The sequence below is a fragment of the Aeromonas sp. INTO2 genome (genome assembly GCF_049860605.1).
Classification (GTDB): Bacteria; Pseudomonadota; Gammaproteobacteria; order Enterobacterales; family Aeromonadaceae; genus Aeromonas; species Aeromonas caviae.
Window position 1 is genome coordinate 527,308 of the sequence record NZ_CP187588.1, and the last position, 20,405, is coordinate 547,712.

The following is a 20,405-nucleotide window of genomic DNA, read 5'->3' on the forward strand; positions in this document are numbered from 1 at the left end:
GGTGCCGTCCGGCTGCACATTTTAGTTATTGTTTACCGTACTCGTTGGTGGTTAAATCTGCTCCCCAGATCACATCCCCACCATTCTCTGTGCGCTTTGCATCCAGGATGCCTTGAAGGCAGGATCATTAGCGAACAGCTTATATAGCTCCAGCTCGTCTTTTCTTCGTGCCAGCATGACTTCTCTCATGATCTTCTCGAAGGCCAGCTCGCGGTTAATTGGATCAGTATTGTTTTGATATTTTGATTCAAAGTCCGGGTGCTTCTTCACACTATCGAGGATATTCACGAACTTCACCCGCTGCTCTTCCGGTGTCGAGCTCCAGCCCTGGAACCACTTCTCGTTAAAGCTCTTGATGATCTCATCCAGCGGGTCGGTCTCTTTCTCCGTGCCGTGGGCACCGCGTGGATTGGGGTTTTGTGGCTCCAGCTCAGATTCTTCGTCATCCAGGCTGATGGCATGGTTGAGCTTCACGCGCTGCAGGCCGTAGGAGGAGAGATCCACTGACTCGAGCAACTCATCAAGCAGGTCGGCATCCGGGTCCTGTACTTTGAGTTTGGGGATCAGGAATTTGAGGAACCAGAACAGCTTCTCCCAGGTCAGCATGTCGTAAGGCATGATGGCGGCCATCTGGCCGTAGATCTTCACGAACTGCTTGGCCTTGATCTTGATATCGGCCTTCTCTTTGTTACTCAGCTCCAGCTCATGGTTGAAACGGTCTGCGGCCACATCGATGATGGCGCTGAGCAGTTGAGCATCTTCGTTATTGAAGTAACGTGCAACAAACTCCTCGACCTCGAACCATTCATAAACACCGGTATCGTCCAGCGCATCCTTGAGCTCGTGCAGCACATTGATGTCGGTGGCGCCAGAGAGTGAGGTCGCGGTGTAGAAGGGATCGAATGATGCCTTGATTTCTTCAACCGGGTTGAAGAAATCGAGAATAAAGAGGTCTTCAGTCTTCTTGCCCCATTTGGGCGCAGCGCGGTTAAGGCGGGATAGCGCTTGCACACACAGCACACCGTTCAGCTTTTTGTCGACATACATGGCACACAGCTTGGGCTGATCGAAACCGGTCAGGTATTTGTTGGCCACGATCAGCAGGCGATATTCGTCGGTATCAAACTGGTCGCGAGTATCGCCCTCGGCAAAGCCGTTGAGATTAGCCTCGGTGTACTCAACACCATCCACTTCCTTGCTGCCGGAGAAAGCAATCAGCACCTTGAACGGGTTCCCCATCGCCTCCAGCTGGTGGGTGATGGCCTTGTAATAGCGGATAGCAGAGACGATGTTCTGCGTCACCACCATCCCCTTGCCTTTACCCTTGAGCTTCTTGGCATTCACCACATGGGGGATGAAGTGTTCGAGCATGATCTCGGCCTTGACGTCGATCGTCTCCTGGCTGCCTTCCACATAAGCCCGCAACTTCTTCTGCGCCTTTTTACTGTCAAACAGCGGGTTATCTTCGATAGACTTGCTGATCTCGTAGTAGCTGCGATAGGTGGTGTAGTTGGCCACCACATCGAGGATAAAGCCCTCCTCGATGGCCTGCTTCATCGAATAGAGGTGAAACGGCTGGAAGGTGCCATCCGGCTGCAACTGGCCGAACTTCTCCAACGTGGTGTTCTTCGGCGTGGCGGTAAAGGCGAAATAAGAGGCGTTGCCACGCATCTTGCGTGAGCGCATGGCCTGCAGGATTAGATCCTGGGTGTCCTCCATCTCCTCGTCCTGCAGCTTGCCCATCGCCGCGTTCATCTTGCCGTGGGCATCACCGGATTGTGAACTGTGCGCCTCATCGATAATCACCGCAAAACGCTTGTCGCTCAGATCGCTGATGCCATCGACGATAAACGGGAACTTCTGGATGGTGGTGATGATGATCTTCTTGCCGTTCTCAAGGGCCGACTTGAGCTCGGATGACTTGTTGGCTGGCGCAATGATGTTCTTGACCTCGGAAAACTCCTTGATGTTCTCACGCAGCTGCTTGTCCAGCAGTCGCCGGTCGGTAACCACAATGATCGAATCAAACAACGGCTGATCGACGGCCTTGGCGCCATGCACATCAGTGCTCTGTGGGTAAACCTCGATCAGCTGATATGCCGCCCAGGTGATGGAGTTGGATTTGCCAGAGCCCGCCGAGTGCTGAATAAGATAGGTCTGACCGACACCGTGATGAGCTGCATGGTCCACCAGCTTGCGCACCACATCCAGCTGATGGTAACGGGGGAAGAACAGGGTGCGCTTGCTCAGCAACTCTTTGGCAGACCCATCCAGACGCACAAAGTGCTGGATGATATTGGCCAGACTCTCCTTGCTAAAGACCTCTTGCCACAAGTAGGCGCTCTTATGGCCGTAGGGGTTGGGCGGATTACCCTTGCCATGGCGATGCCCCTTGTTAAAGGGCAGAAAGAAGGTCGCCTTGCCCGCCAGCTTGGTGGTCATATAGACCTCGTCGGTATCTACCGCCATATGCACCAGACAACGACCAAAGTGCAGCAGGGGTTGGCTTATATCGCGATCCTCCCGGTACTGCTTCTGGCCGTGATAGCAGGCATTCTGGCCGGTCCAGTGGTTTTTCAGCTCAAGGGTTATCAGCGGGATGCCGTTGATAAACAGCACCATGTCGATCTCTTGCTTGGGGTTTTGCGCTGAGTAGGCCACCTGCCGGGTACAGCTAAAGAGGTTGGCAGCAAAATCCTGGCTCACCACCGCGCTGCTGCTGGCCAGCGGTGCCGGATACATCAAGGTCAGGTGAGCATCATCAACGCTCAGGCCCTTTTTCAGCAGATGCAGCACCCCCTGCTTTTTAATGATGCGATCGAAGCGCTCGAGCACCTTGCGCTGCCAGTCGTGGGGGTGATGCTGCTGAAGTTTGGCCAGCTCCATGGCCTGAGTGGTTTCGAGAAATTGCCAGAACAGCCGCTTATCGATGGCGTACTGCTTGTCAAAATCACAGGCCTGCCCTAACACAAAACCATGGTGTGGCTTGGCGTAAACGGCGGCACCCTCGCCAATGCCATTGCCGAGCGTTTCCAAACACTGGCCGGTCAGGGCCTGCTCAATGGCCGCTTCAAGGACCTGTTCTTTGGTGTTGCTGACCATCAATACTCCCTGCTCTCTTGTTCTCGTTTACCTGCCCGTGGCCATCTTGACTTGGCACTGATAAAACCACACCCATTGTGCTTTGCTCATATCGAGCTATACCAGCCAGGCGCTGTGACTGCCGCGTCTGGCTGGCCATAACTACATCACCTTAATCTTGCCGGTAACAGCGCTATTAATCAGGGTAGTTTTATACTCTTTAAGCCCGTCAATTTGGGCTTCCATTAAAATAATGGATTGTTCACATACATCGAGCTGATTGTTAATAAACTCAGCTATTGCTATTTGTTCTTCCATTGGAACAACGAGCAAATCCACCATGCAAAAATTCTCATATCTTAATGCCTGTCCATCACGAACCAAGTTTGAGGTGGACTGAAGCGCTTCTATATATCTGTTCGATTTCAACAAATATTTAAAGTACGGAGCGTAGACTGCATCACTTGGTATTAATGGGACATAGGCAGAACTCACACACCCACTATATGGACTATATTCTATTCCACCTTGAAAACTTCTCATGCTAATCACAAAGTCATTAGCCTCAACATGTTTTAGTATTTCATGGTTTAGTTCCACCTGGGTCACCCTGCGTCCTTCGAGCTCCATGAATTTTTTTTGTGATATGACACCATACTTCTGGGATGCGGTCAGTTGTTCATCGTTTTTGTTTGCCAGAGACTTTCTTTGTTTAAATAACCATCGGCTTTTCTCTATCTTCCAATGATCTGGGATCTTGCCAATCCATGCAACACCGGAATCTTTCATCGGTACAGTAGGGTCGAGGCCTTGGGTGACAGCCTGCTGGATCAGAATTTGCTTACGCTCGTTAAGCAGTGCGATCTGCTGTTCTTTAATGGCAATCGCTTCGTCAATCTGGGTGGTTTTCTGATCAAGAAAATTGGCGATGGCCACTTGAGTTCGCCATAGAGGAAATGCAGCGACCTCTGATAAGTAGGCATCAGAGTCTAAATTTTGTATTCCCGTAGTTTGTTTAATCGAACGATAATTAACATCAGAAGAATAAAGCGCTGAGAATAAATAGCAAAGAAAACGAGCATCAAATTTATCTTTAGGTGTCATCTTAGCGACAAAATTTGATGTTATTGCATCGTAGTCTTTATCAAAGAGAACTACACAGCCAACTAGCGTTTTATCACCGCCACCAGATTTCTCAATGAGTAGGTCCCCTTTTTTTAACAACCGCCAACATCTATCCTTCAGGGGAATAGACCTAACAGTTAATTTCTTGTCGTTAATTTTTAATTTATTTCGCTCAAAGTCAGCAACCCGAAGAACGATGATATCATTCGTGCTATTAGGGTCTTTGCCCCACAAGCCATTAACACAACCAACAATTGTTCGTTTTAGCGAAATTAACTTCCAGTCATGAGGAATATCCCCCAGCCACTCAACTCCAGAGTCTTTATAGGTATCATATTTCGGCATGGCAGTTAGCATCATCTCTATCGTCTCCTGCTTATGCCTGGGTATTGGGGGTAGTAAGCCCCAGGATCTGGGCAATCAAGCCATCGGCCTGCTGTTCCAGCGTCAGGATCTCTTGGGCGACTGTTTCGAGTGAACGCAGCGGTTTATGGCGGTAGAAATATTTGTTAAAGCTGATCTCATAGCCGATTTTCACCGATTCCATATTGAGCCAGGCCTCTGCCACATGGGGCTGCACCTCGTCGATAAAGTACTGGTAGATGCTCTGGGTAAGTGGCACTGACTCGCTATCACGCAGATCGCTGCTGCTCTCATAGGTGACGAACTCACCTTTCTTACCTGTGGGGTAGTAACCAAAGTCGGGCAGATCGGCCTCTTCACAGCTGTAGATCTCCAGCAGTTCACCCAGTTTGTCGGCACTGAGCTTCACCACCTTTTTCACTACCTTGGCGGCAGTCTCGTCATACCAGCTCACGGCATTGAACAGGGCATTTTTCTCTGTGACGGAGAGTTTGAGCTTATGGGCCTTGAGCGTCGCCTCGACCTGGGCCTTAAACAGGTTGAAGTCGTTAAACTCGGCTTCACCGATCTCCTGCATCAGGGTATGAGCCGTATCGAACAGAGAGCGGGCTGCGCACCAGAAATCGGTGCTCAGCAGCTTCTCTTTGGCCTTGTTGTTCAGACTTATCTCGTTTTTCTCGCACCACTCGAGGATCTGCTTGCTGTGCTCGGTCAGGAACCCATCCTGATAGACCTGCTCGCCATACTCGGCAAAGCAGTACTCCATCACCTCGTTTAAGGATTTGTCAAAATGCAGAGCGTTGAGACGCTCGCGGCTGAACTGGGCCTTGCGACGGTCCGGGCGCTCCACCGTCACCTTGTAGTAACCAAAGTCCTCGTTTTTAAACACCTTGCTGGCGATGCCGATTGGATCGTCATTGCTATCCAGCTGGTGTTCTACATCGGCACAGGCGAGATAGGTGTTGGTGATCTCCTCGATATGTTCGGGAGAGAATTCGCAATTTTTGTCACCCAGGTTCTTGCGCAGTTTGCGATAGAGCAGGCTGGCATCAATAAGCTGCACCTTGCCTTGCCGATGGGCAGGCTTGTTGTTGTTGAGCAGCCAGATATAGGTGGTGATGCCGGTGTTGTAGAACAGGTTGTTCGGTAGCTGGACAATGGCTTCGAGCATGTCATTTTCGATAAGGTAGCGACGGATATTGCTCTCGCCACTGCCCGCATCGCCGGTAAACAGGCTGGAGCCGTTGTGCACCGAGGCGATACGGCTACCCAGCGGGCTTACCGATGGGGATTTCATCTTGCTGACCATCTCCATCAGGAACAGCAACTGACCATCGCTGGAGCGCGGGGTGGCATCACAGCCTTTGGGATCGACCACGTCCCAGTAATCGGCCAGTTTTACCTTGAAGCGGCTGTCGATCACGTCACTGCCATCTTTGATGTGCTTTTGCTCTGACGCCCAGCTTTTGCCGTAGGGCGGGTTGGAGAGCATAAAGTCAAAGCGCATATGGGAGAATTCATCGGTCGACAGGGTGGAGCCTACCTTGATGTTGGCCGGGTCATTGCCCCGGATCATCATGTCGGACTTACAAATCGCGTAAGTCTCGTCGTTGATCTCCTTGCCATAGAGGTGAATATCACGGCTGACACCAGTAGCCGGGTATTTCTCTTCGATAAAGCCCTGAGATTCGGTCAGCATGCCACCGCTACCACAGGCAGGGTCATAGATCGTCATGGTGAGCGGCAGTTGATCCTTGATGGGATCAAACACCAGGTGGGTCATCAGCTCGATCACCTCGCGCGGGGTGAAGTGTTCCCCGGCCTCTTCGTTGTTCTCTTCGTTGAATTTGCGGATCAACTCTTCAAACACATAACCCATCCCGAGGTTGCTGAGGGCAGGCAGTTTGTTACCTTCAGGATCTTCAATATCGTTAGGGGTGAGGTTGATATAGGGGGAGACGAACTTCTCAATCACATCGAGCAGCACCTGCTTGTCAGCCATATGGCGGATCTGCGCCTTGAGGTTAAAGCAGTTGACGATCTCCTTGACGTTATCGCTGAAGCCATTGAGGTATTCATTGACGTTTGTCAGCAGGATCTGCTGGTTGTTGGTGGCTGCGTTCAACAGGGATTTGAGCGTCCACTTGGAGATGTTGTAGAAGACATAACCAGAAGCTGCCTTGAGCGGCTCTTCGTCCAGCTCGACTGCGTTCATCTCCTGCTTCTGGAAGCGGACCTCTTCCAGGACTGCTTCCTTGGTGGGTTCGAGCAGGGTATCCAGGCGGCGCAATACCACCATCGGCAAGATCACATCGCGGTATTTGCCACGGACGTAAACGTCGCGCAGGCAGTCGTCGGCGATGTTCCAGATAAAAGAGACGAGTTTGTTATGAACACTGTGATCCATGTTGTTTTCCTGTCTCCGGGTTACCCCGGAATGCAAAAAGTGTGGCCTGAGGAATTAACCGCATACGCATGGCTCTTGTGTCGCCGGATGATGGGAAGCGATAGCGGATGTCAGGTGGAGGAGTAGCGCCACCGTTTATCACGAGGTTCAAATGGATGTTTTTTCGTGATCGTTCGAGCGGGTTGGCACAGCCTCAAAATGGCCGCCAGTTTACCAGAATGGCTGACCGATTGCAGGCAAGCTGCTGTTTTAATTAACAGGGAAATGCGGGACAAAAACAAAGGGAAGGCCATGAATTGGCCTTCCCCAAGACCTACCACTTATCACGGACGAATAGGAGCCAAAATGTTACCACAAGCGGATTTGTGGTCACGCCTTGCGGTCAGGATTGGCGTCCATGTTGGTCGCAGGGTAAATGGCTAAGTAGACATAGCCGTAGCTACCAAGGGTATCGGCTTCGCAGGTAAAGCCGCCGTGCTGAAGGGTGATACGTTGCTGACGGCGGGCATCGAGCTCGCCGTTCAGCAGTTTGCTCTCCAGTTCCTTGATGATGGTTGGGAAAACAGCTTCCAGCTGGTCTATTGCCTCCTCTTCCCATTTGCCAACCAGTGAGGCCCGATCTGACAGAAAGTGTAGGCGATGATGTTCTTGAATAAGGCGGGCCCCAAAGCTCGGTGTAACTGTATGGGGCAAGCCCCACTGCGCAAAAATCCGAGTGGGCTGGTCTGGCGCTACGGGGTGTTGTTCGTTGGTGTTGGTGGTTGTCGTGGTCATGATTAGCGATACCTCAATTGGGTGTGGATGATGGTGCCGGGCACGTTGTGGCGCTGTCGCAATCTGGTCAGGTGCTCTGGAAGTTCGGCTAGGCTGGCTAGCCTCCCCCGATAAAGCCGGGAGAGATTGACGTAGTCGGGATGGCTCACGGTGATGGTCACCTGATGCCCTGGCTGCCATCGGCTAAACAGGCGTGCTTTGGCCTCTTTGATGGTGGTGATGCCGGGAGCGGGTAACGTCAGGCGGTTGCGCAGATGCAGCTTGTTAAGCTCGGGGGCATAGCGATGCACCTCGAGCCCAGTGATAAGACGGGTCATGTTCAGTGATTCCAATGATGCCAAGGGCCAGCCAGTGGGGGGGGGGCTCTTTATGCTGCCTGTGGATGAGCGAGACGGCGGGATGTCAACGAGTGCTGTCAGCCGTCTCATTGATAACCGGCTTGCAGTTGAGTCGGTCCAGCAGGTGCAGCGAGCCGTATTGAGCCACCAGTCGGTCTATGGCCATCTGGGCGCAGGCCGTTCTGCTGGGCTTATTCTCAGGAATTGCGTAACGAGCGGTGAGCCAGCCGCCGAGCAGGGCTATGCGATAGCCGCTCGGGATATGGGTGAGCGACGTTCCTATCCCCCTCCCGTGGATGAGGAAAGGCACGGCCTGCCCGCCGATGTTGATATCCATGCGTTGCCCTTTGAGCTCGAAAGTAGTGAGCTCGCCGGTTTGCGGATGTTTGCCGGGCACCTTGATGGTGATGTTTTTCGCCATTTCACACCTCCGGTTTGGCTTCAAAGTGGTGGGTCACAACGCCAGCCTCTGGGTCGATGCTGATAAACGCCGGGGCTTGTGGGTGGTACTGATAGAGCCGCGTCAGCTCGGTACGAAACGCCTCAACGTTCGGCGCAATCACATGGCTGGTATCCCCTTCGGCGTAGGTAAAGGTCTCCAGCTTCTCGGTGTTAATCCAGATGCCGAAATACCAGGCATCTTCTTCGGTGTCGTACTGCTGCCAGCCCTTGGCCAGCAGCGTCCGGTCGTAGTAGTAACGGTCAGCCTGATGGCTGCCACGGTCGATGCGGCAGCCGGTTACGGTGAGCTCCAGCGGGATACGGCCAGTCTCGTGAACCTTCTTGACTCGACGCAGCAGCTTGAGGGCCTTGGCTCTGCTGCGGCCATGACCGAGCGGGTGCGGCTGTCTGGCCCGCAATGCGAGGTGGGTCATTATCTTCGGCGCGGTGTTGTGGTTGAGCTGACCGATGGCGGCGGTGAGCTGCCGAGCAGACAGGGTGTTGTAATCACGTAGGTCATGCATGGTTGGGGTTCCTTCAAATGCAAACAGCCCCTCGGGGTGAGGGGCTGCTGGAGGTCTTGTGTGTGCTGGTGGCAGTGGTTCAGGTTCAGGTGTGACTACTCCAATCCGGCTTGTCATTACTGCCGTGGTTGACGTAGGCACCCACAATGGTGCGTCGCCACTCCCCAACGGGATAGCCGAGGTCGTTGCACTCACGCTCCCACCACGCAAAGTTAATCTCGCGGGGCAGGTTGTCCACCATGTCCAGTGGACTCACGAACAGCGAGGTCTTGTGCATCGTTGGCACGGGCTTGATCTTGTCGGGGCCAGTGCGCTTGCCGGTCTCGTCATAGTCGTGTGCCCACTTCGGGAAGGTGAGCTGATAGGTAATGAGCCTATGCAAATCGCCATGTGCGCTCATTGCCTGAGCGACTGCGACCTGAGTGAAGCTATCGTTGAACTCGATCATGGGTGTTTCTCCCTTTCTGCAGGTGAACGGTAAGCCGCTGCCAGCAGCGCAAACTGCTCGACCAGGTAACTGATGCTGATGCCCAATTCATCACTGACCCCATCACCCAGACGATGATGCAGGTGTGCCATGTCATCGGCGATACGCTGGGCTATATGGGCAGTTGAGCTCGGAGGTGAGCTTGTCACTGTCAGAGTGATGGAGATATTCATCGCATCTCTCCCCAAGGGGTTTGCTCCCACAGTGACAACCGAGTCAGCACGTCTTGCGCCAGCGCCTGCTGCAACTGTTGTATCACCTTTACCAACCGGGGAGCCTGCTCAGGGCTCCCGCTCCATTCACTCGACTGGTACAGGGCGCAGCAGGTGAATTTGTAGAGGGCTACCAGTTCGGCATCGGTGAGTGGTGCCTGGTGGTAACGGTGGGCTGGTTTAAGCGGTCCCAGCTTGGTCGAGCAGTGCTGACGTGGTTCCTTGCGGTCCTGTGGACGCCCTAGCTGATAGCGATGCCAGACTGCCCGCCGGTTGGCGAGCATCATCAGCCGTGCTAACCGGTCTACCCGCCACGTCCAGGTGCTTGTGACATCCATTGGCGGGTTCCACCAGAGGGAGCGCAGCAGCTCAAGGGTGTAGTGCGGTGGCATGGGGGCATTGCAAAAGCGGTGTAACTGTACGGCAAAGGCAAGGTAGTCCTTGCGGTCGATCATGAAGGCAGACATGGGAGTAGCTCCTTGAAATGCAAAAGGCCACCTGTAGTGAGGTGGCCTTGTTGGGGGGATCGGGGGATCGGAGTATCCGGATCATGATGTTGGACCTGATGATCCTGGTTTGATGATCCGGGTTATTGGGTGGAAACGTGATCGGCATGCATGTTATTGGGCGATCGACGGTTCGTTATTGGTGATCTTGGCGTGTGTCGGGGTGAGCAGCCTCAAACAGGATGGCGTAGAGCGCACAATCAATACCATTGACGGCATCGTGGTGCGGGTAATAGGGCGGTGTGTCTCTGGAGCGTTCGAAGTAGTCGCCAAAGCAGCTGAGACACTCGCGTATCTCGATGGTGGAGCCTTGCAGCAAGGTCTCTTCAAACTGCTTGGCATAGGCCTCGTCATCACGAGCCTTGGTGACGGCCTTTTCCAGCAACGTCAGCGCATCTTCGTTGCTGACGGCTGTCAGGCTATGGCGCAGCTTCTCGACCGTTTCCTCAAGGGAATAGGGATTGGGTAATTGCATGGTGTTTGTCTCTTCTTGGCACGGCTAAGGGCGTAGCTGATGCAGCAGTGCATCGATGGCCTCGACACAATCGCTCTGGGTGAGCTGATAGCCGTTAGGCAGGTGAGCCACGATGGCGGGCTCGGCCTGCATCTCGACGTTGTCTGCCAGCCAACAGCGCAACTCGATGAGGATGTCGAGGGCGGTGAGGTGGGTTTTGCCTTGGGGCTGGTTCATAGCTGACCTCTTTCGGCCATCGAGACTACGCCCTCAGCACCGACCACCAGATGGTCAAGTAATCGCACATCGACCAGTGCCAAGGCCTCTTTGAGGGCCTGGGTAAAGACCCGGTCAGAGAGACTGGGTTCCGGGTCACCGCTGGGGTGATTGTGCACTGCAATGATGGCGCCACTGTTGAGTATCAGGGCCCGCTTAACCACTTCCCGTGGGTAGATGTTGGCGCTATCGAGGGTGCCGCGAAACAGCTCCTCAAAAGCCAGTACGCGATGCTGTGAGTCAAGGAACAGTGCGCCAAACACTTCATGCTCCCGCTCTTGCAGCAGGGTTTGTAATCGCTCGGCGGCCTCGGCGGTGCTGGTGATGGCAGTGCCTTTGGCCAGTCGCTTGCGAGCAATCTGGTTGGCGATGCGCAGCAGGTCTTGCTCTGTCACGGGTTCGGTGACGACATACGTGCCGGGGCATTCCCCGGCTTTGAGTTTGTGGTAACGCATAATTGTCTCCAGAAAAAGAAATCTATGGTCACCCCCTTTTTTGCAACCTTGATTTCGGGTGTTGTGGTTGGCTTGCTTAAATCTATCCGGCGTCTTGATGGAGAATGTTCTCCGCGCCACGATGAGAATCGCGCCTGACTGTCCTAAAAAGACCCTCGGCCTAGAAAGCCTATTCTTTTGCCAGGTTATCAGTCAGGCCGGTATGCCGTTCACGTCATCCAATATCACAGTCGCAAAACCAGGTGGGTGTGTCAGTACAAAAGTAAATAGGGGCGCGTCAGGTTGGCATTGCCCGAAATTCGGTATGCCGTGCCGCCAGCGCCCAAGCCGTGCGGGCCAACTTGTTGGCTAGTGCACAAGCCACAACATTCGAATGTCGCCGAGTCAACATAGACCTGACCCAATCAGCCAATCGTCCCGTTTGCCGCTCTAGCCGTTGCATATAGGCTCGTGCACATTGCACCAACAATCGTCTAAGATTTTTGTCGCCACGCTTGCTGATACCCTTCAGGTTTGCCCGGCCCCCAGTACTGTACTGGCGTGGCACCAATCCGACTGACGCCGCGAAATCACGACTACATCGATAGTGTTTTCCGTCACCGAGCTCGGCGGCCAACACGCTGGCAGTGATCGGGCCGACACCAGGGATTGTCATCAGACGCTGACCAAGATCGTCATCGCCAAGCTGGCTGGCCAGTTCCTTGTCGATCTCGGCAATTTGCTGCTCCAGATACTTGAAATGGGCATGCAGCCTCTCCAACATGGTAATCAGTCGCGCTGGTAACTCGTGTTCAGCCATCACAGAAGGCAGGCGCTTGATGGCGGCATGACCGACGGGCAGACTGATGCCAAATTCGAGTAAAAAGCCGTGTATCTGGTTCGATGCCTTAACCCGATCGCGCACAAACGATTCGCGCACACGATGCAGTGCTCCCAACGTTTGCTGGCTTTCGGTCTTGGGCGTTACAAACCGCATGGAGGGACGGCAGGCGGCCTCGCAAATAGCTTCAGCATCGATGAAGTCGTTCTTGTTGCTCTTGACGAATGGGCGCACGAATTGAGGCGAAATGAGCTTACTCTCATGCCCAAATTCAGCCAGCCGACGAGCCATGTAATGGGCTCCGGCACATGCCTCCATGACGATGGTGCATACAGGAAAAGTTGCGAGGGATTCGATGAGCTTTGTCCGGTTGAACTTCTTGCGAAGAAGAGCCTTGCCGAACCGGTCTTGACAGTGAATGTGAAAAGAGTGTTTACCGAGATCAATACCAATAAGCGCAACGTTTTCCATGATGGCCTCTCCTGAAAGAAAAACACCCTGTCAGCGTACCGCTCACAGGGTGGGGGTGACCATCTCATTAGACCCCGGCACGCATGAAGCATGGCGGGGTCAAAGGTAGATAGGTTGTTGGTTCGCTCGAAAGGGGTTTTCAGTTGGCCGTGGAGGGGCCTGTCGTGGCTGCGGGGTCACTCTGTACCGGTGTCAGCGATTCGGGGACCAGCACAGTGAGCGGTATAGCCAGCGCCAGGCTCAGGCGCTCGGCTAGTTCGTAAGCTGGGCCGATGGTGTCGTAGTCAGCTACCCAAGTTGCCAAGGCCAGCTCGCTTGCTTCCATCGCTCGCAGGTAGACGCTGTAGCCCTGCACGGGTAGGGCACTGTCACGCACCACCTGCGTTTCCCCCTCTCGATTGATGGCCTCCAGCTCAACGGCTATCGGTTGTTTGGGCATCTTGTGTCTCCTCTTGTGGTAAGGGGTCACTCTCCACGCGATAACCGTGATTAGTGCAGGTACGCTGCAGGTCAGCCAGGAAACTTGCCAACACACGGGGTTGCTCGGTGAGAGAAACCGGTCCTGCCTGGCTGCGCCAAAAACAGTGACGAGTGGGGTCCACGCAAATTTCATCTATCGGCTGACTCATCGTGCGCCAATCCTCGGCATTGGTGAGGGAGAGCAGTTGCCACTGCACCCCAGACCAGCGCAGGTGCAGCGTAACGGTGCGGGCATGGGGGCTATCAGGAGTGAGGTGTAGTAACCAGCGCTGGCCACGGTGGCGCGGTTGTATCTTGGCCTTGGCGGCGACCAGTCCCAGCCACTGGCGTGAGTAGTGGGAGAGCGGCAGTTCGTTAGTCATCACACACCTCCTACTCCCCACTGACTGTGACGGTGAAATACCCCAACTGGGCGTAGCTAATGAAATTGCGCTGCCATAGGGCAAACAGCTCCCGTGCTTCCACGCCGGGCAGTGGTCCCCAGCCCTGCAGATAGTGCTCGTCGCAAGAGAGGTTGAAGTCGAGCTCTTTGCAGAGCTCGGCATCCTGGCCTAGCCCCTGGTAACTGAAGTCGGTGATGTAATCGAAGACCCAGCCGTGTAATCCCCGAATAAGCCGCAGCTCTACTGGATGAACTCCACCCGTTTCAGCACTGTAGGCGGGGCTGCGAAAGTTGAAGGTCAGGGTCGAGAGGTGGGTGAGGTCGAGCTGTTGTGCCCGCACGACTTTGCGCAGCAAGTCAGGTAGCTCGGGTGAAATCGGCAGGGCCATCCCTGCCAAGTGAAATGGCATGGTCATCATGGTGTGTCCTTTCGTATCGAATGTGAGACGCGTTAATCCCTGAACCAGCGCCAGGCGCGGTAGAGGCTGTAGGTGGCAGCCAAGGGCGCCGCCAGCGAGGTGGCCGAACTCCCCAGCAACGCACCGACTGCAGCGGTCACAGCGGTAGTTGCTGATGGATTCAGTGCCGTGCTGGTGGCCATGCAAGGTAGGGCCGCTAGTGTGGGCTGATGGGCCACAGTGCGAAGCGCCTGATGTGCGATACACCCCGTGGCAATCAGCTGGTTAATCTGCTTGCTGTAGTGAAAACCCTCGATACACCAGAGCACGAAGTGCTCGCAGTTGTTAAAGAGCGTGCTGTAGTGCGCCTCTCCAAGACGGGAGTAAGCACGGTCGATACTCTCCTCCCGGTTGAAAGCTCGTGCGCTATGGTGCTGGATGCGATAGCCCCGCCCTTGGCTAAACTCGGCAAGCGTGGTGATAGCTATCTGACCGGAAGGTATACCGGCACTGCCCCCCTGGTAGTGGATGACCTGATGGTCCCTTAGGTAGAGACCGTGGTGCTGGTAACCAGTGCGGGGGGAAACGAGGTGGTCCCCTGATTGCGGTAATGGCATGAACAGTTCCTTAAATAAAATGCGGCATAAAACAGAGGGCACCCGAAGGTGCCCTGATGGTGGTGAATGTGTAGAGGCTGGTGGTCAGGACTGCTTGCGCAGCGTCAAGCTGCTGGCATCCCATACCCAGCGCTGACGAGGATTGCCGGGCAGGTCGAGGTTGAAACCGTTGGGTTCGCGGGTCAGCTTGCCTTCATCGCTGCAGGTACCAAAGGGCTGTGAAAGCATGGTCAGCGCCCCCGTCTGGGCGACAGCCAACTGGTAGAGCACCGGGCATGCCACTCCGCCACTGTGCAGCTCAAACAAGACCGCCTTCCCGTTGGCCAGCGGCAAACGGTGCGTGAGTTTGATGGCGTCATATTCATCGGTGCGCAGCAGCACTTCATCCCCATGCCGGATCTCGATGCTGTCATCGTCATTTTTCACGATGGTAAATGACGTGGTACTTGATGCAGCTGACGCAGGTGCAAAGGAAGGCTCGAAGTAACGGCTGCCATCTGAATAGGTGAGCATAAAACCGTTCAGGGCAACCGGCTGGCTGACACTGGGTATGAGCCTCGGCTCATCTTCATCCAGCGGCATCAGCATGATGCGATCCCCTTTCGAAGTCTCTATCCAAAACTGCATGCTGGCGAAATTGAGGATGCCCTCAACGTTGGCCGGTACCCGTTTAGTGACTGTTGGCACAGTGAATTCAGGTGCAGCCCAGGTCGGTAAGGCAAGCAGCGATAACCATGTGCACCACAGTGCCAGTTTGATTTTTTCTGTCATGTCACTCTCCAAACGAGTTATTCAATGGTGTAAGAGGCATTGCCCAGATTGGTGAAGAGGGTGACCTCCCTCAATCGGCACGGCTCGGTCATGACCAGCCGCCAGCTTTCGGTGTAATTGAGCTTGAGTGGGAAATAGGTTCCTCCCACCGAACCCATCAAGTCACTGCGCAGCATCACCCGGCATTTACTCTTGCCGCCATTAATCAGCACTTTTTGAATGGTGACTTGATCGTTGAGCGAGGTGACGACTATCTGAGGTCGCCCGATAGCGGTGTATTCCACTTCCAGACTGAATTCTGGGCTATTAGCGGATGCTGTATCGCAAGCGCTCAGTGATAGGCCACAAGCCAGTAGTAAGGGATAAAGCAGTGTGCGATTCATGATCTCTCCTTAATAAAAATGGCAAACGGATGCCTGACCGACGAGGTGAGCCTGTCGGGCGAACGGGTGTAAACGTAATGGGTTAATGGTGGTGCAGGCTGATAGCCAAATGCCACCAAGGGGATGGGTTGAGGTTAGGTCGCGTCGAACTCCTTTCGATGTTGGGGTAACTATTTCACTGGATTAGATCTAATGGGGTGATCCTCATCGCAAAGGGTCCTTAATGTCAATAAAAGTCCATAGTCAACTATAAGGGTTGACTGGAGGACTTATGAAAAACATCAACTCTGAAGCGCTGGCCAAGAGCGTGGGCAAAGCGATTGGGCGCCAACGCCAGCAGGCGGGGCTGACTCAGGAGCAAGTGGCAGAGCACTTGAAGATAGGTATGGAAGCCGTCTCCCGGATGGAGCGAGGCCTCGTGGTGCCGACCGTCGTGCGGCTCGCAGAGTTGGCTCAGTTGTTTGGCTGTGAGCTTGCAGACTTCCTGCGTGAGACCAGCAACCGCCCTACCGAACAAGGCATTGTGCTCAGCCAGCAGTTGGCCAAACTCGATACAGCTGACAGAGCGCTGGTGCTGGAGGTGGTTGATAAGCTGGTAGCACGACTGGCGCCTTAATGACTCACAGTGCGCATCGATGACAGACCGATGGGATACCAGGACCGATAACTTGGGAGGCCGCAATGGCGCTCCCAAGCGGACTTACGGCGATCTTTGCTTGGTGTCTCCTGATGATATCTATCTGAGATTGTATTCAATCGCACTGACTGCGATGATAAGCTCTGTACGGGTACTTATAGCGTAGTAATACACCTAAATTACTTCCTGATTACCCATGACCCTCAGCCAGCTTCAAGAGCCGATATGGCATCGGCGGGCTTGCCACGACTGCATGCCCCAATTCAACAAACATACTCTTGAGGTCAAAACGATGATTAAACCGGAAGCAGTATTCAGCAAGATGCCTTGGTAAATGCTTCGCTCCGAGCTTATGACAACTGCCCCGCAGCGAGTTCTTCACATTCCCTATCATCGTGTTTACCCAGTTGAATGCCGGATGATCCAGCAAATCAAGGTTGCCCCCGGTGACAACACCCAGGTGCTCACAATTGGCCTCCTTGACCGCTTTGAAACAGGCCAATCCATCGGATATCACCGCGCTACCACTAGCAAGATGCCGTTTTGCCCAATCAGCAATGACGTTGGTTTTGAAACCATCGACCACCGTCATCCGCATCTTGATTGGATGCCCTTCCTTGTTCAGGGCTACTGCTGCCACAAACGGCGTCTTGCCTGCCGCGCCGCGACCTCGTTTGCCACCACGGCGCTCTCCACCCCAGTAGACATCATCGAGCTGAATGATGCCGCTGATGGGCTGCTTGTCATCGGACTCTTTCATGGCTTGCAGCAGCTTGTGCTTGAGCATCCAGGCGGTGTCATATTTGACGTCCAACTGGCGCTTTAGCTCCATCGCTGACAAGCCAGTTTTGGTCTGTGACAGCAGGTGCATCGCCAGAAACCACTTGGTCAGTGGGAGTTTGGTGTTTGCAAAAATCGTGTTTCCAGTCAATGACATCTGGTGACGGCAGTTATTGCATTGCAGCACGCGTGGCCGACTTTTCAGGCGACAGCAGGTCTTGTTGGCGCACTCAGGACAGATGAAACCGTTCGGAAAACGCCAAGCGAGCAGCGCGTTTTCGCACTGCGCTTCAGTGCCATAGTCCTTGAAAAAATCAAACAGGCTGTAGCCTTTCTGGAATTGGACTTTGCTTTTGGCCATGATCTCGCACCTCAGTAACTGTACGTAAGATCAGTATAGCTCGTGGTGACTGCTAATCATGGGTAATCAGGAATTACTTTACTTAGCGTCCTTTACTAAAAGGGCCGGAGTATAAATAAAACAGAGGAATATCTGTGGTTCGCCCTCTTCGCAAAAGCAAACTTGATGGAACCTTGTACTCCCGTCGTGAAATTGTTGAAGCTGAAATTCAAGAGTTGGCAACCGTTAGCCAGGCGGAACTTGAATACAGAACGTCAATTCTCTCACCTACCGATCCCTGCTTTGTTTCATCAGAAGCATTAGTGCATCTTGTTCGGAATTTGGAAGAAGGGGGGCATCGAAAGAAGCTAATCGAATTCTTACTCCAACGAGGAGTTATTGTCAAATGTGGTGTATGGAGTCAGGCGGCGTTCCTGTCTGACTCTTCCTGCATCTGTATTCCGTCCTTGAACTTCACGTTGTTTACCACCAACGTCAGCAGCGCAAATCCCTTGAGCCGCTTCCAGTTCTTTTGGGCCGACTCCAGCAGCTTATAAACCATCGCCAGCGTGGTCTCCCGTGAACCACAGTTTCTCGCTCGCTTGGTGCGTAACCGGACCGTCGAAAACGTTGACTCTATCGGGTTAGTCGTCCGGATACTGACCCAGTGCTCCGCCGGAAAATCATAGAACGCCAGCAGTTCATCCCGGTCTTTAACCAGTTTATCCATGGCCCCTGGATACTTCGCTTCAAAACGGGTCAGGGTGCGATCAAACGCCTTGTGAGCATCCTCTCTCGTCTCGGCCATCCAGATATCATGCAGCGCCTCCTTGACCTTGGGCTGTACCGACTTGGGCAGCACCGACAAGACATTCGCTGTCTTGTGAACCCAGCAGCGCTGATGGGCTGTGTCCGGGTAGCACTTGGCCAGCGCCTTCCAAAAGCCCAGTGCCCCATCCCCGATGGCCAGCTTGGGACTGAGGGTGAGCCCTCTGCCTCGCAGTCCCATCAGCACCTCCGTCCAGCTTGTCTCTGACTCCCGGTGACCATCCTCCACCGCAACCAGCTCCTTGCGCCCGTGCTCGGTCACCCCGATGATGACCAGCAAACAGAGCCGGTCATCCATGCGCACGTTGCTGTATATCCCGTCGGCCCACCAGTAGACATAGCGAGACTTGGTCAGGTCTCGTTGTCGCCACCGCTGGTGCTCATCAATCCAACCTTGCTTGAGCCGGCAGACGGTGTTGGCTGACAGCCCCTTGGCCTGGTCGCCGAGCAGCGCACAGAGGGCCTCCTGATAGTCCCCACTGGATATCCCCTTGAGGTAGAGCCACGGCAACAGCTCCTCGATACTGCGGGAGCGCTTGAGATAGGGCGGCAGCAGGGTGCTGGTGAAGTTGATACCGGAGCCGCTGCGGTCGCGTACCTTGGGCACTTTGATTTCAACGTCTCCGATGCCGGTTTGGATAGTCCGCTGGGGCAGATACCCGTTGCGCACTACCGCCTGGCGGCCATCAGGGAGTCGCAACTCTCGATGCTGCTCAAGCATGATGGCGAGCTCCGCCTCCACAGCGTGTGCAATCAGGTCCCTGGCTCCGGCGCGTAGCAGCTCGGTGAGCATGTCGCCGGGCTTGCCTTCTGGTTGTGGCAGGACAGTGAGGGTAGAATGTTTCATGGCGTATCCGCTCTGTTGATTGAGATTCTTGCAGGAATCAATCAGCAGGATACGCCACTCCTTCTATCCCTCCGTACACCAGAAATCACCATAACTCCCAACGAGTTTACTGTCGTCTTCCTCGCGCTGAAAATTCAGATGAATCAACCCTCTCACTTACCAAGGCAAACATCCGAGATGATGTTGTAGACCGATTCATCGATCTATTACTTAGTGACAGGTCGTCGTACGACGACCGGCTGGACTACTACGAGATCAACTTCAATTCGGCCATAGCGAAAGACCGTGCGGATGCTAGCAATCGCCATTGGAAGCATGAAAATCGGAGTGAAGAGTTATTCACAGATGATGTATCTCTTGCTGCTGGGGCAGCAATCAGCGGCTATGATCCTTTTGACCCTCACGATCTCGATCAAAAATCTTACCGGCTACAGCTCGACAATGCGATTGATGGTCTACCTGAAATCCAAAGAAGAATCATCGAAATGCTCCTTCAAGACATTCCCATCGACTCTCAAGAGCCCTCTGCCGTTACCATAAGCAAAGCGTTGGGCAAGAGTGAGAAGACTATCCGTACACACCGTGACAAGGCCTTTGCAACTTTACGATTGCGCCTTGAACGCAAGGGGAAACAGTGATGACTAAGCGTTCGCCTATTTCTAGCGAAGACGTCATGAACGCTTTCGCGATGGATTTCGAGCCTAAGACTGACATCCTCAAACAGTATCTAGCTGACTATCCCCAGTTTGCTGCCGATCTTGTCGATCTTGCCAGAGAGCTTTCTCGGGAAATCGATGAGGACCTTCCGTTGAGCGTGCAAGAGCTTGCAGCCATAAGCGCTAAAATGGATCGGCTCCGCGAGTCCACAGTCACGGTAGAAACGCTGCAGACTGCTTCGCCAAAGATCTTCGCTGCCGCAGCCAAAGCTCTCGGATTACCCATACAAGTCGGCGTCGCCATTCGCGAGCGACGAATAGATATTGCGACGCTGCCAAGCCGGTTTCTCACACGTTTAGCGAACGAGTTACAAACATCAGTAACTGTTATTCAGTCATTTCTCCTTTTGCCTGCGCAGGTCTCATCAGTTCGTTCAAACAAGTCCGATGACAAACCCGCCTTAGCCGAAAAAGTCCCGCTTGAACGCCTTTTAAGAGAGGCGGGAATGGATGAGGCAAGCATTTCAAAGCAACTGCTCGACGATGAGTGAC

General features: G+C 53.9%; 25 protein-coding genes. 3 read left to right on the forward strand and 22 right to left on the reverse strand.

The genetic code is table 11. The features are described from left to right. Positions 1–69 precede the first annotated feature (69 nt). The 20 genes from ACPW74_RS02590 to ACPW74_RS02685 all read right to left on the reverse strand — a co-directional run bounded on the left by ACPW74_RS02590 (position 70) and on the right by ACPW74_RS02685 (position 15,765). Entirely contained in the window at positions 70–3,102 is a 3,033-nt protein-coding gene (locus ACPW74_RS02590) for a type I restriction endonuclease subunit R (RefSeq protein WP_425858540.1), read from the reverse strand. A 141-nt stretch (positions 3,103–3,243) separates the two neighbouring features. Continuing rightward, positions 3,244–4,566 carry a restriction endonuclease subunit S gene (locus tag ACPW74_RS02595; RefSeq protein WP_204511125.1) on the reverse strand — a complete coding sequence of 441 codons (1,323 nt, stop codon included), beginning with the start codon at positions 4,564–4,566 and terminating at the stop codon, positions 3,244–3,246. A 16-nt stretch (positions 4,567–4,582) separates the two neighbouring features. Further along, the gene (locus ACPW74_RS02600; RefSeq protein ID WP_113994390.1) at positions 4,583–6,976 is read right to left on the reverse strand and encodes a type I restriction-modification system subunit M; all 2,394 of its coding nucleotides are present in this window, start codon (positions 6,974–6,976) and stop codon (positions 4,583–4,585) included. A 369-nt stretch (positions 6,977–7,345) separates the two neighbouring features. Next, positions 7,346–7,750 carry a type IV toxin-antitoxin system YeeU family antitoxin gene (locus tag ACPW74_RS02605; protein ID WP_113994391.1) on the reverse strand — a complete coding sequence of 135 codons (405 nt, stop codon included), beginning with the start codon at positions 7,748–7,750 and terminating at the stop codon, positions 7,346–7,348. A 2-nt stretch (positions 7,751–7,752) separates the two neighbouring features. Then, entirely contained in the window at positions 7,753–8,067 is a 315-nt protein-coding gene (locus tag ACPW74_RS02610) for a hypothetical protein (protein WP_113994475.1), read from the reverse strand. An 85-nt stretch (positions 8,068–8,152) separates the two neighbouring features. Further along, positions 8,153–8,509, reverse strand: a complete 357-nt coding sequence (locus ACPW74_RS02615) for a hypothetical protein (RefSeq protein WP_113736283.1) — start codon at positions 8,507–8,509, stop codon at positions 8,153–8,155. Between the two features lies 1 nt (position 8,510). Beyond that, positions 8,511–9,053: a hypothetical protein gene (locus ACPW74_RS02620; RefSeq protein WP_113736282.1), complete on the reverse strand. Its 543-nt coding sequence runs from the start codon at positions 9,051–9,053 to the stop codon at positions 8,511–8,513. Between the two features lie 85 nt (positions 9,054–9,138). Continuing rightward, positions 9,139–9,501, reverse strand: a complete 363-nt coding sequence (locus ACPW74_RS02625; RefSeq protein ID WP_042060655.1) for a hypothetical protein — start codon at positions 9,499–9,501, stop codon at positions 9,139–9,141. Further along, complete coding sequence (locus ACPW74_RS02630) at positions 9,498–9,713, reverse strand: hypothetical protein (protein WP_113736281.1); 216 nt, start codon at positions 9,711–9,713, stop codon at positions 9,498–9,500. Before ACPW74_RS02630 ends, ACPW74_RS02625 begins: the two co-directional genes overlap by 4 nt. Further along, positions 9,710–10,219, reverse strand: coding sequence for a hypothetical protein (locus ACPW74_RS02635; protein ID WP_113736280.1), 510 nt, complete (start codon positions 10,217–10,219; stop codon positions 9,710–9,712). The genes ACPW74_RS02630 and ACPW74_RS02635 overlap by 4 nt, the downstream gene beginning before the upstream one ends. Positions 10,220–10,394: 175 nt before the next feature. Beyond that, on the reverse strand, positions 10,395–10,733 hold the full coding sequence (locus tag ACPW74_RS02640; protein ID WP_425858541.1) for a hypothetical protein: 339 nt from the start codon (positions 10,731–10,733) through the stop codon (positions 10,395–10,397). Positions 10,734–10,757: 24 nt separating this feature from the next. Continuing rightward, a complete protein-coding gene (locus ACPW74_RS02645) occupies positions 10,758–10,949 on the reverse strand; it encodes a hypothetical protein (RefSeq protein ID WP_113994392.1) in 192 nt (63 codons plus the stop codon). Beyond that, on the reverse strand, positions 10,946–11,443 hold the full coding sequence (gene radC, locus ACPW74_RS02650; protein ID WP_113994393.1) for a RadC family protein: 498 nt from the start codon (positions 11,441–11,443) through the stop codon (positions 10,946–10,948). Before radC ends, ACPW74_RS02645 begins: the two co-directional genes overlap by 4 nt. A 277-nt stretch (positions 11,444–11,720) precedes the next feature. Next, positions 11,721–12,734 (reverse strand): IS110-like element ISAeca3 family transposase, encoded by a 1,014-nt coding sequence (locus ACPW74_RS02655; RefSeq protein ID WP_052815087.1) that lies wholly within the window; start codon positions 12,732–12,734, stop codon positions 11,721–11,723. A 139-nt stretch (positions 12,735–12,873) separates the two neighbouring features. After that, complete coding sequence (locus ACPW74_RS02660) at positions 12,874–13,173, reverse strand: hypothetical protein (protein ID WP_113994394.1); 300 nt, start codon at positions 13,171–13,173, stop codon at positions 12,874–12,876. Then, positions 13,148–13,576, reverse strand: a complete 429-nt coding sequence (locus tag ACPW74_RS02665) for a hypothetical protein (protein ID WP_113994395.1) — start codon at positions 13,574–13,576, stop codon at positions 13,148–13,150. The genes ACPW74_RS02660 and ACPW74_RS02665 overlap by 26 nt, the downstream gene beginning before the upstream one ends. A 10-nt stretch (positions 13,577–13,586) precedes the next feature. Continuing rightward, positions 13,587–14,012 carry a DUF2787 family protein gene (locus tag ACPW74_RS02670; protein ID WP_193550699.1) on the reverse strand — a complete coding sequence of 142 codons (426 nt, stop codon included), beginning with the start codon at positions 14,010–14,012 and terminating at the stop codon, positions 13,587–13,589. Positions 14,013–14,047: 35 nt separating this feature from the next. Beyond that, positions 14,048–14,611 (reverse strand): lecithin retinol acyltransferase family protein, encoded by a 564-nt coding sequence (locus ACPW74_RS02675; protein ID WP_113994397.1) that lies wholly within the window; start codon positions 14,609–14,611, stop codon positions 14,048–14,050. Positions 14,612–14,695: 84 nt separating this feature from the next. After that, positions 14,696–15,382 (reverse strand): hypothetical protein, encoded by a 687-nt coding sequence (locus ACPW74_RS02680; protein ID WP_239991368.1) that lies wholly within the window; start codon positions 15,380–15,382, stop codon positions 14,696–14,698. Positions 15,383–15,399: 17 nt separating this feature from the next. Further along, the gene (locus tag ACPW74_RS02685; RefSeq protein WP_042022585.1) at positions 15,400–15,765 is read right to left on the reverse strand and encodes a hypothetical protein; all 366 of its coding nucleotides are present in this window, start codon (positions 15,763–15,765) and stop codon (positions 15,400–15,402) included. 271 nt (positions 15,766–16,036) lie between these two features. Here ACPW74_RS02685 and ACPW74_RS02690 point away from each other — a divergent pair, with 271 nt between their 5' ends. After that, a complete protein-coding gene (locus ACPW74_RS02690; RefSeq protein ID WP_042021014.1) occupies positions 16,037–16,381 on the forward strand; it encodes a helix-turn-helix domain-containing protein in 345 nt (114 codons plus the stop codon). A 211-nt stretch (positions 16,382–16,592) separates the two neighbouring features. Here the strand turns inward: ACPW74_RS02690 and ACPW74_RS02695 are convergent, their stop codons facing one another. Continuing rightward, positions 16,593–17,543 carry an IS1595-like element ISAeca5 family transposase gene (locus ACPW74_RS02695; protein ID WP_042649575.1) on the reverse strand — a complete coding sequence of 317 codons (951 nt, stop codon included), beginning with the start codon at positions 17,541–17,543 and terminating at the stop codon, positions 16,593–16,595. A gap of 400 nt (positions 17,544–17,943) precedes the next feature. Beyond that, the gene (locus ACPW74_RS02700) at positions 17,944–19,197 is read right to left on the reverse strand and encodes an IS256 family transposase (RefSeq protein ID WP_113069873.1); all 1,254 of its coding nucleotides are present in this window, start codon (positions 19,195–19,197) and stop codon (positions 17,944–17,946) included. Positions 19,198–19,488: 291 nt separating this feature from the next. Here ACPW74_RS02700 and ACPW74_RS02705 point away from each other — a divergent pair, with 291 nt between their 5' ends. Continuing rightward, the gene (locus ACPW74_RS02705) at positions 19,489–19,737 is read left to right on the forward strand and encodes a hypothetical protein (protein WP_425858542.1); all 249 of its coding nucleotides are present in this window, start codon (positions 19,489–19,491) and stop codon (positions 19,735–19,737) included. 97 nt (positions 19,738–19,834) lie between these two features. Further along, the gene (locus ACPW74_RS02710) at positions 19,835–20,404 is read left to right on the forward strand and encodes a hypothetical protein (RefSeq protein ID WP_113994400.1); all 570 of its coding nucleotides are present in this window, start codon (positions 19,835–19,837) and stop codon (positions 20,402–20,404) included. Position 20,405: the final 1 nt, after the last annotated feature.